Origin of the sequence: Roseibium sediminis (assembly GCF_008711325.1) — a bacterium.
GTDB lineage: Bacteria > Pseudomonadota > Alphaproteobacteria > Rhizobiales > Stappiaceae > Roseibium > Roseibium sediminis.
The window spans coordinates 43,272-54,101 of record NZ_VXDB01000027.1 but is presented as its reverse complement, the minus strand read 5'-3'; the positions used below and the strand labels follow the sequence as shown (position 1 = coordinate 54,101).

Annotated in this window: 8 protein-coding genes; 3 read left to right on the top strand and 5 right to left on the bottom strand. The window is 57.6% G+C overall.

The window, feature by feature from the left end; translation table 11 throughout:
• Positions 1 to 127: 127 nt before the first annotated feature.
• Positions 128 to 1,465 (top strand): hypothetical protein, encoded by a 1,338-nt coding sequence (locus tag F0155_RS20215; protein ID WP_150526380.1) that lies wholly within the window; start codon positions 128 to 130, stop codon positions 1,463 to 1,465.
• Between the two features lie 134 nt (positions 1,466 to 1,599).
• A complete protein-coding gene (locus tag F0155_RS20210) occupies positions 1,600 to 2,952 on the top strand; it encodes a hypothetical protein (RefSeq protein WP_150526379.1) in 1,353 nt (450 codons plus the stop codon).
• A gap of 17 nt (positions 2,953 to 2,969) precedes the next feature.
• Here F0155_RS20210 and F0155_RS20205 read toward each other — a convergent pair whose 3' ends face one another.
• From F0155_RS20205 to hmgA, 5 genes are all read right to left on the bottom strand, one after another.
• Positions 2,970 to 3,164, bottom strand: a complete 195-nt coding sequence (locus F0155_RS20205) for a DUF2783 domain-containing protein (RefSeq protein ID WP_150526378.1) — start codon at positions 3,162 to 3,164, stop codon at positions 2,970 to 2,972.
• Position 3,165: 1 nt separating this feature from the next.
• Positions 3,166 to 4,776, bottom strand: a complete 1,611-nt coding sequence (locus F0155_RS20200) for an FAD-dependent oxidoreductase (protein ID WP_192913855.1) — start codon at positions 4,774 to 4,776, stop codon at positions 3,166 to 3,168.
• 86 nt (positions 4,777 to 4,862) lie between these two features.
• Positions 4,863 to 5,813, bottom strand: a complete 951-nt coding sequence (locus F0155_RS20195; protein ID WP_150526376.1) for an MBL fold metallo-hydrolase — start codon at positions 5,811 to 5,813, stop codon at positions 4,863 to 4,865.
• Between the two features lie 198 nt (positions 5,814 to 6,011).
• Positions 6,012 to 7,028, bottom strand: a complete 1,017-nt coding sequence (locus F0155_RS20190) for a fumarylacetoacetate hydrolase family protein (RefSeq protein WP_150526375.1) — start codon at positions 7,026 to 7,028, stop codon at positions 6,012 to 6,014.
• Between the two features lie 37 nt (positions 7,029 to 7,065).
• Positions 7,066 to 8,439, bottom strand: a complete 1,374-nt coding sequence (gene hmgA, locus F0155_RS20185; RefSeq protein WP_150526374.1) for a homogentisate 1,2-dioxygenase — start codon at positions 8,437 to 8,439, stop codon at positions 7,066 to 7,068.
• A gap of 207 nt (positions 8,440 to 8,646) precedes the next feature.
• On the opposite strand from hmgA, the gene F0155_RS20180 reads away from it, so the two are divergent.
• A complete protein-coding gene (locus F0155_RS20180) occupies positions 8,647 to 10,680 on the top strand; it encodes a methyl-accepting chemotaxis protein (protein ID WP_150526373.1) in 2,034 nt (677 codons plus the stop codon).
• Positions 10,681 to 10,830: the final 150 nt, after the last annotated feature.

The window sequence follows — 10,830 nt, the reverse complement described above, 5'->3', positions numbered from 1 at the left end:
CGGCTGCTCCTAAAAGGCCAAGCCAAAATCATTGGGTTTTTGCGGGTGTCCAGCTCTCGTTGCGTTAATCTGCAATTCACCCTGTCATGATCTGATCTTCTGCGTATTTATAACGAGGAGTTCACCATTGCTCGCGCCGGCACCTCTCAGCGGCATTGAAGCACTGATTCTGCACCCACGCAGAGAACGGATTGGCCGCGAGGTTCTTCGCGAGGCTGTTCGGGAAGCGCTTGAGCAAATTTGCCCGGATTCCGAGGTTTCGAATGTCGGTGGAGATGACCCGAACAGTGCGGCATTTGTTCTGGACTTCAATCATATCGAAGTGATTCAGGACTGCGATCCGCTTCAGGTCCATGACTTTCAAGACATTCTGGCGCTGGACGCAACGCTCGCGAGCTTTCCGAATGCCGAGACGGTCCTGCAAGATCACCAGTGCGTGACGAAAGTCTCCTTCATGAAGGGGGATGCGCGGGTCGAGCACCAACAACCCGGGGCCGCTTTTGCCGGTTTTGCGGCAGGTAGCATGATCCAACGCCCGACCTTTCGGACACCGGGAGAATTTCTGGAGGCAATGGCGGTCACGTCCGGTATCCTGGAAGCTCTTCGTCTATTGATGCTGTCGTCTGCGCTGATGTGGAAACATAATGGCGTGATCATGTCGCCAGAGCGCTTCCGGATGCTCAACTCGCCGGAGCTTGTTGAGCTTCTGTCCGTTCGGCCGGACTTCTTTGAGGGACCCGACACACCGGATGGCCGGGAAACATTGGGACTTTCCGTTTACGGATCGGAGTATCTGATCGGCAAACGGGTTGTCTTCGAAGCAGCTCCCGTTCCGATGGAATATCTTGTGGAGCAGGCCCTCGCCTTTCTGAAAACCTGCCTGATGCGCGACGACCTCTTGCCAGATGGCGACCTTTTCGGGGCAGACATCAAGGAACAAATCAGGGTTCGATATTCAGCCGCCCGATCTTCGCACGATGTCGGCAGCATCCGCCTGACCGTTGAGACGAGCACGTCCAATAATATTGTGCCTGATCTGGAGCCAGCGCCCCTCCTGTCATTTGAAGACGAGGAAGGAGTTGCCGACCGCGGCTGGTCCGAGACAGACGAAGCCGCCCTTGATCCGAACGACCCGATTGACGCTGCCATCCTGGCACGACTTCGGGATGCGCAACTTCCTGAGGCGGAGGACGAAGCGGAAAAGCCGTCACCCGCAACGCCTGTGGTGGAGCCCGTTGAAGAACCGCGGATCGCGAAGCCACTTCCCGAAGAGTTTTCCAGCAAACCGATTGTGGCGGAGGTTCAACCCCGCGCTCCGCGCACCTCCATTGCCGAATTGCGGAAATTTGCCGCTGACCACAGGGTTCCGGATCTGTCCGAGACCAAACCCGCAGGAGCCTCCTCCGCCTTCGGCAAGTTCGGGTCCGCGCTGTCCGGCCTTCTCCGGCGCAAGGATCAGCAATAAGGACCTTGCATTACAGCCACCCGAGGAATGCACAACTTGCGGGAACACTGATAAAAATCCGCTGTTTGTATTAAATCGATTTTCATGAATTCAACCCAAGGTTAGTCGGACCTGCTTTTCCGATCGAGATGATATTGACCCCTCCTGCCCTCACCGAAATTTCAAGCACTCTTCTGCATGATTGCCACCCGCAAGCATCGACCGAGCAACTGGTGGCCTTGCTGCAAGGGGAGCTGACCAAGTTCCGCATTCCGTTCCCGCCACGCTTTTCCGGCTCGGCAGACGGCTCGTTCATCGAAGCGGCACTGGGGGATGGCAAGCTTGTGCTGGAAACCGGGCAGGAACGCCTGCCGGTTGACCCTTTGCTTGATCTTGTCGCGGGCCTTCCCGATCCGGAAATCTTTGCAGATGCAGGACCGGTTTTGGCGAGGCATGTGTCCAGCACGCGCCTCACCTTGACACTCGACCCCGATCATCACTGGTCGACAGAAACAACTCTTGCCGTCGTCAGCCACATCACGGCCGTTCTGGCCTACGCCTTGCCGACGACAGCGGTATATTGGCCGCTCAGCGGATATGTGCTGCCAACAGATGCCTTTGCAGACCTTGCAGCCGACGACAATCTCCTGTTCCTGAACACCCGCCCGCAAATTAATGTGGTTTCCGATGGTGGCCTTCAGAAAACGGCGCATCAAGTGGACCTTGTCGGATCGGAAGTCTTCATCGGCCACAGGGTGCGGTTTGTGTCAGCGGACCGGCACCCGGCAGAGATGACGTCGGCCTGCCTGCAGTATCTTGCGGCCTGCCTTGAGCAGAATGCTCTCGTGACATCTGCTGATGATCTGGAACCGAAGGCAGGTGCGCTCACCTCCATAGATGTGCTGCAAGCAACATCGGAACCCGATGGACTTTCTGTCGTTCTCCTCGGCGATGGAAGCACTGAAGAAACGGCCGAAGAAGTTGCGTCTGTGTCCCTGCGTGGTTCGATCTCTGATATCGAAGTGGAGAGCTATGCAGCTGATGATGTTACTGGAGATATGCCAGCGCCACCTTTCTCTGCCACGGAACCGCCAGAAATTCCCGACAGCGCGATAGAGGCGCGTGAAGAGGATGATCGCTTTCATGCTGAAGAAGACCGCATGACCTCGATCGCACAAGAGCCGGACATTGAAACGCAGTCCATAGCCGCAGGGGCTGCGTTACCCCACCCCGCGATTCATTCTATCGAGGAAGACCTGGCCGATGCCGCCTACAGTGCAGCGGACACGGACTTTCAGCAGATGCAAGCACCGCGCTATGGCGAGCGCATCCCGTCCCGAGCAGAAAAGCCAATCGAACCCCAGAAGAGCAACATTGCCGAACTCCGCGCCTTTGCCCTAGCAAGCTCGGTGCGCGAAGAAGAAGCGGCAGCACGCAGACCACCTGTGCCAAACGGTTTGTTGGGTCGGCTGAAAGGCCTCATTCAGAAGCGTGAGAGGGCGAGTTGAGCGGGGCTTGCCCCGGTTCATTCCGAAGACAGGCTGGCCGCCTTCAGGCACTCGCGCAACACCTCGTTGTCGCCGATCTGGTTGGCGAGAACGAGGATCAACCGGGCATTGAGCGCATCGCTGTCCGCCTTGGATAGCCCTTCATGGGCGGCCAGAAGGTCGGCGTAGAAGTCGTCCGGGCGGGCAAGGTTCGGTTTCAGATTTGCACTCATCTCAAAGCTCCTTGCCAATGACGCGGCCCAGCGCACTCACAATGTCCGCTTCGTCATAAGTAGTCCAGCGGGCGGCGACATGCTGGTCAGGACGGATCAGGTAGACGGCACCGTCTTCATTGCCCAGATACCGGTCTTTCACGAACGGGTTGACGTCGCCCCCTTTGAGGCTAAGACCTTTCAGCGAAATTCCATGGGCGGACAGGCTGTCTGGAACATCACGGTTGATACCCAACACAACAAAATCATCCCCCAGCTTGTGCAGCAGCCAGTCCTCACCAAGCGGGCAATCTGCTGCAGGTGAGCCTGGACGGGTGCGCGCTGGAAGACTTGTCACGTCCGCACCGTTCAGCCGCGAGCAGTCATAGGTTGCGGGCAGCGACAGGCGACCGGAATTGACCAGAGGCCGGGCAAAGGCGTGATGTTCGGCAAGATCCAGAACAGCGTCACGGAAGATGCGGCTTTGCTCGGATTTCGGCGTGATGAAGTCGGTCGAGCGGCTGGAGTTCAAGATGTTTTCGTCAGCGGCGTGAATCCGCTCTTCGTCATAGGTATCAAGCAGGCTTTCCGGGGCCAGACCGTCCATCACCAGCTTCAGTTTCCAGACGAGATTGTCCGTGTCCTGAAATCCGGAGTTTGCGCCACGGGCTCCGAAGGGCGAGACCTGATGCGCGCTGTCGCCGGCAAAGATCACCCGGCCATGGCGGAACTTCTCCATTCGGCGGCACTGGAAGGTGTAGATCGACACCCATTCCAGATCGAACTCGACCTCCTCGCCCAACATCTGTTTCAGGCGCGGGATGACGTTTTCCGGCTTCTTTTCTTCTTCCTTGTCGATATCCCAGCCAAGCTGCAGATCGATGCGCCAGACGCCGTCCGGTTGCTTGTGCAGCAAGGCCGACTGCCCCTTGTTGAAGGGCGGATCGAACCAGAACCAGCGCTCGGTCGGGAAGTCCGCCTTCATGATCACATCGGCAATCAGGAAGTTGTCTTCAAAGACACGGCCTACGAAATCGAGGCCCAACATCTTGCGGGTTGGCGAGGCGGCGCCATCACAGGCGATCAGCCAGTCGGCTTCCAGATCATAAGGCCCGTCGGGTGTCTCGACGCTGATGCGGCTATGATCATCCCTCGCCTCCACGGCGGTCACTTTTGAACCGCCACGAATGTCGATTTGCTTGCCTTCCGCCTGCAGTGCGCGAATGCGCTCCACCAGATAAAGCTCGCAGTAATACTGCTGGAGGTTGATGAAGGCTGGTCGATTGTGGCCATCTTCAGGAAGAAGGTTGAACTCGTAGACCTTGCGGTCGCCGAAGAACACCTTGCCCAGATTCCACAATACCCCCTTATTCACATAGTCGTCGCCTGCACCGAGGCGATCGAGGATTTCCAGCGCCCGCTTGGAAAAACAGATGGCGCGTGACCCCCAGGAAACCTTGTCATTTTCATCCAGAATGACGACCGGCACGTCATGCTGTGCCAGATCAATCGCCACAGCCAGACCAATCGGCCCGGCCCCGATCACCACCGCCGGATGGCGAACCGGTGCATCTGCCTTCTGATCAGCAGACAATTGATACGGATAGAGCGGTGTTTCAAAGAGTTTGGTCACAACAATCCTCCTAGGGACCTGTTCAGTCCTTTCAAATGAGCACGGCTCCCTCCAAAACCGTGCTCAATCCGATTCAGGTCTTTTGGTTAGCCCTGCAGATCAGCCCACATTTTCGCGTCGCGTTCGGCGGTCCAGATGCGCGGCGTGTCGATATCGAGTGCCTCGTCATAGGCGCGGGCGACGTTGAACGGCAGGCAGTGTTCGTAGATCGCGTAATCCTTGAACTTCGGATCGCACTCGGCGCGGCAGGCGTCCCACGCTTCTTTCAGCGAGCCACCGCGCAGGGCAACGCGGGCGACCGGGCTGTAGGTGGATTTGACGAAATCCCTGGTGCTGTCGAGCGCAGCATTGACCATCTTGCTGCCGACAAGCGCGTCGCCGCGCCCCGGTGCGATGGCATCCAGATTGAAATTGCGGATCCGCTCCAGCGTGCCCGGCCAGTCATGAAAGTGACCATCGCCGCAGTAACAGGCCGAGTGGTATTCCACGATATCACCGGTGAACATGACATTTTCATCCGGCACATAGGCGACAATGTCACCAGCGGTATGTGCCCGGCCCAAATGCATCAGATCGACCCGACGCTTGCCGAGATAAACGGTCATGCGGTCGGTGAAGGTGGTGGTTGGCCATGTCAGACCGGGAATGCTTTCATGCCCCTGAAAGAGGCGCGGGAAGCGTTCGAATTCCGACGCCCAGTCTTCCGCACCGCGTTCTGCCACCATCGAGCGGGCCTTTTCGCTCATGATGATGGACTGCGCACCATAGGCAGACGCGCCCAGAACACGAACCGCGTGATAATGAGTCAGAACGAGATGCGTGATCGGCTTGTCGGTGACGGAGCGGATCTTCTCGATCACCTTGTTGGCCAGACGCGGGGTCGCTTGCGCCTCGATCACCATCACGCTGTCATCGCCAATGATGACGCCAGAATTCGGATCGCCTTCAGCAGTAAACGCCCAAAGGTCGCGGCCAATCTCGGTGAACGAGATTTCCTTTTCTTCCATGTCCCCGGCGGAAGCAAATTGCTTGGCCATCAGTGTTCTCCAGTTTCTTTTTGGGCAAGATGCCCGTCATGCCAGACAAGGAAGGCGTACCCGACCTCCGATCTCGCATCCTGAAATCAGCGCGGGCATAGCCCGCACAATCAAGGTATTCGTCGCGCCGTGCACGGCTGAAACGCTAGGCCGCAGATCATCACTCAGCCGTGCTGCAATCGTCTGCAATGACGATGCTCAGGTGCCTTCGTATTGTGTGACTGTCTGCTCGATGGCCCCAAAAATGGAATGACCATCCTTGTCGAGCATTTCGATGCGCACCTCGTCGCCGAACTTCAGGAACGGGGTTTTCGGTGCGCCGTCGTTGATGGTCTCGATCATGCGGATTTCAGCGATACAGGAATAGCCGACGCCGCCTTCAGAAACCGGCTTGCCCGGACCATCATCCATTTTGTTGGACACCGTGCCGGAACCAATGATGGCACCAGCGGACAAAGGCCGGGTCTTGGCGGCATGGGCGATTAGCTGCGGGAAGTCGAACGTCATGTCGATACCTGCTTCCGCGCGGCCAAACGGCTGGCCATTGAGATCCACCTTCAGCGGAAGATGCAGCTTGCCACCATCCCACGCATCGCCAAGGCTTTCCGGGGTCACGGCGACCGGAGAGAAAGCCGAAGACGGCTTGGATTGGAAGAAGCCGAAGCCCTTGCCAAGTTCCGCCGGAATGAGACCACGCAGAGACACGTCATTGACCAGCATGACCAGGCGGATCGCATCACGGGCCTGCTCAAGGCTCGCGCCCATCGGCACATCGCCCACGATGACCGCAACTTCGCCTTCCATGTCGATGCCATAGGCCTCATCGGCCATCTGGATCGGATCGCGCGGAGCGAGGAAAGCATCAGAGCCGCCCTGATACATCAGCGGATCAGTCCAGAAGCTTGGCGGCATTTCGGCATTGCGAGCCTTGCGCACCAGCTCCACGTGATTGACGTAGGCCGAGCCGTCGGCCCACTGATATGCACGTGGCAGCGGTGACAGGGCATCATGCTCGTGGAAACGGAGCGAAGGCACAGCATCATGGCTCAGGCTTTCGGCCAGCACTTCCAGCTTCGGCGCAATGGTTTCCCAATTGTCGAGCGCTGCCTGAAGAGTCGGCGCAATGTGCATGGCTTCCGTACAACGGGTCAGGCTGTCATTGACGATGACCAGCTTGCCATCACGGGAGCCATCCTTGAGCGAGGCGAGTTTCATAAAATTTCCCTTGGTTGATAAGGCGGAACGCCCCGGCTTATTTCTTGTCCCAGGTACCTTCAAGGGTTCCGTCAAATTTTTTCTCAAGGTTGTCCCAGCAGTCAATGTAGTCATCCTGCAGCGGAGCTTCCTTGGCCGCAAACTCCGTAAGATGTTGCGGGAAGCGGGTCTCGAACATGAAGGACATGGTCTTGTCCAGCTTGTTCGGCTTCAGCTCTTCTGTCGAGGCATTTTCGAAGGCATTGTTGTCTGGACCATGCGGCAGCATCATGTTGTGCAGGCTCATGCCGCCGGGAACGAAGCCTTCCGGTTTCGCATCATACTGGCCATAGATGTTACCCATCAGCTCGGACATGATGTTTTTGTGATACCAGGGCGGGCGGAACGTATCTTCCATCACCATCCACCGCTCGCGGAACAGGACGAAGTCGATATTGGCCGTGCCTGGAACGCCGCTCGGGGCGGTCAGGACGGTGAAGATCGACGGGTCCGGGTGATCGAACAGGATTGAGCCGACGGGGCAATAGGTGCGCAGATCATATTTCACCGGTGCGTAATTGCCGTGCCAGGCAACCACGTCCAGAGGTGATTGCGGAATCTCGCAGGTGTGGAACTGACCGCACCATTTGATTGTCAGCGTGCTGGTGACTTCGCGGTCTTCATACCAGGCAACCGGCGTCTTGAAGTCGCGGCGATTGGCCATGCAGTTTGCTCCGATCGGCCCCCTGCCCGGCAGCTCGAACTTCTGGCCGTAATTCTCGCAGACGAAACCACGTGCCGGACCATCCAGAAGCTCCACCCGGTAGACAAGGCCACGCGGGATGATCGCGATTTCTTTCGGCTCCAGATCGATTACGCCCAGCTCCGTGTAAAATCGCAGACGGCCTTCCTGCGGAACGACAAGGATTTCACTGTCGGCGGAGAAGAAATAGTCATCCACCATGCTCTCGGTGACAAGATAAATATGGGTTGCCATACCAACCTGCGTGTTCACATCGCCGGCAGTCGTCATGGTGCGCATGCCGGTCAGCCAGGTCAGCTTCTCGCCGGAATGCGCTACCGGATCCCAGCGGTATTGACCAAGCGAGATGACATCATCAATGACATTTGGTGCAGACTTCCAGTATGGCAGATCGATCTTGGTGTAACGGCTGGAATGCTTCACCGACGGGCGGATGCGGTAGCACCAGGTCCGCTCGTTCTGATGGCTTGGCGCGGTAAAGGCCGTGCCGGTGAGCTGCTCACCATAAAGGCCGAAGGCACATTTTTGCGGGCTGTTCATGCCCTGCGGCAAAGAACCCGGAATGCTCTCGGTCTCGAAATCATTGCCGAAGCCGGGCATGTAATCGAGCTTGGCCAGATTTATCGGCAGGCCGCGTGAGTCTTTGAGATCGGTGTTGACTTGGTCCATTGGAATTCCCTCCCGGACTTGGCTCTGATCAATTAGTTACATATGTAACCATCTTGTCGGCATTGGTCAAGCGTGGCTATTTTCAAATCATATAAGCAAAACAACTTATTGGTGTTTTGCATGGGTAATTTTTATCAGAGGTAAGTTTTATTTTACCATCTGAATAATAGCTTCGCCGCAATTACAACCTTGCAGAGCTCCCTGACCATGCCTCTCCGGAATAGAATTTTCTTCACGACAAGCGCCGCTTTTGTGGTCGGATTCGCCGCCCTGATCACCGTGACCATGCAGTCCGTCAACGGCATTGCGGAAGATGCAGGGCGCAGTTCCCTGAGCAAATCAACCGAAGCTCTGGCGAAGGAAGTGCAGCAGAGTGTGGGCGAGGCCCAGCTGGCAGCCCGTATGGCGGCCGATGCCATGGAAGGCTTGTTGAATTCCGGCATTTCGGACCGTCAGGCAATCGGCACGATCATGCAGAACATTATTGCCCGGAACCCTCAGTTTGTCGGTGGTGGTGCGGTGCTGGAGCCGAATATGGCGGGCCTCGACGCAGACAACATGGCTTCCGGCTTTTCCGACAAGGACGGTCGGTTTGCACCCTATTTCTTCCACGATGGCGGACAGGTTGCGTTTGAGCCGCTGCTTTTCGGTGGCGATAGCGGATCGGAAGACTGGTACGACAAGCCCCGGCGCCTTGGACATGACACCATCACCGAGCCTTACCTTTACCCTGTAAACGGCAAAGACGTGCTGATGGCAACGGCCTCCTCCCCGATCATGGGAGAGGATGGAACGGCAATTGGCGGCACGACCATCGACATTGCGCTGGACGGCATCCAGAAGACAGTGACAGCCTACAAGACCTATGAGAGTGGCTACACCGGTCTTTTGAGCGCCAGCGGTGTGTGGATCTCGCACCCGGATGCGAGCCTGTTGGGAAAAAAAGCCAGAGAGCCGCATCTTCAGGGTCTGTCTGCAATGAAGGACGCATTTGCGCTGACCCATCTTGACGGGGCAACCCAGGTGGTGCGTCCGTTCTCGCTGAAAGAGACCGGCGAAACATGGTTTGCCGTTGTGTCGGTCGCTGACAGCGAGCTGTTTGCCAGCGCCCGCCGCACCCTTTTCATTGACCTGGCTCTTTCCGGCGCCCTGCTTCTTGCCGGCACGGCCTTGATGTGGTGGCTGGGTACGGCAATTGCCAAGCCGGTGCAAAACCTTACGGCCCGCATGCGTCTGCTGGCTGAGGGCGACGCAGCCACTCCTGTCGACCATCTCGACCGCAAGGACGAAATCGGCCAGATGGCCAAGGCGCTGGAAATTTTCGTCGCAAACGAGATCGAACGTTGCAAGCTGCAATCGGATACCGATGCCGGGCAGATGGCCCAGATGGAACGTCAGGAAGCCATTGAGGCGATGATCCTCGAGTTCGAAGCCACGATTCGCCACGCTCTTGAAGAAGTGGCCAACGATTCCAGCCGCATGGAAGAAACGGCAACGGCCCTGGACAGGATTGCCCGCGGTACGTCGGACAAGGTCTCCTCTGCGTCTTCTTCTTCGGAAATCACGCGCACGAGCGTTCAAACGGTTGCCTCGGCTGCAGAAGAACTCTCCTCCTCGATCCATGAGATCGGTCGCCAGATCGACCAGACCAAGGACGTTGTCATCGTCGCCACCGAGGCTGCCAATGAGTCCAACCGCAAGGTGGAAAGCCTTGAAAGCGCAGCCCAGAAGATTGGCGAAGTGGTTACGCTTATCCAGGCCATCGCAGAGCAGACCAATCTTCTGGCCCTGAACGCGACCATTGAGGCCGCACGCGCCGGGGAAGCTGGCAAGGGCTTTGCCGTCGTGGCCGCCGAGGTGAAGGAACTGGCAACCCAAACGGCAAAGGCAACCGAAGACATTTCCACGCAGATTGCCGGAATTCAGGCCTCGACCAAGGATGCCGCAGGGTCCATCGAGCAGATCGCGCTGACCATGGATGAAGTCAACCGCTTCACGGCCTCCATTGCATCGGCCATCACCCAGCAGGGTGATGCGACGCAGGAAATCTCCCACAATGTTCAGCAGGCTGCCGCATGCTCGTCGGACATGTCCACGAGTGTCTCCGATGTCCTTGAAGCAGCGGAGAAGACCAGCACCTCAGCCGCCGACGTTCTGGCAGTTTCGAGAAGCGTGTCGGCTCATGCGCGGGATCTGAACACGACGATTGCGGACTTCCTGCAGCGGGTTCGTGCCGCCTGACCCTGTTTGGGGGCGCGATGCACATTCGGGCCGCGCCCTCTTCTCCTTGAAAACGATCAGACCCCGCCCCAATCCCGCGGGGTCTTTTTGCATGCGGACTCTCGCCAATCAGCGATTTCCACGGGTCAGTATCTGATTTCGCGCCGTCTC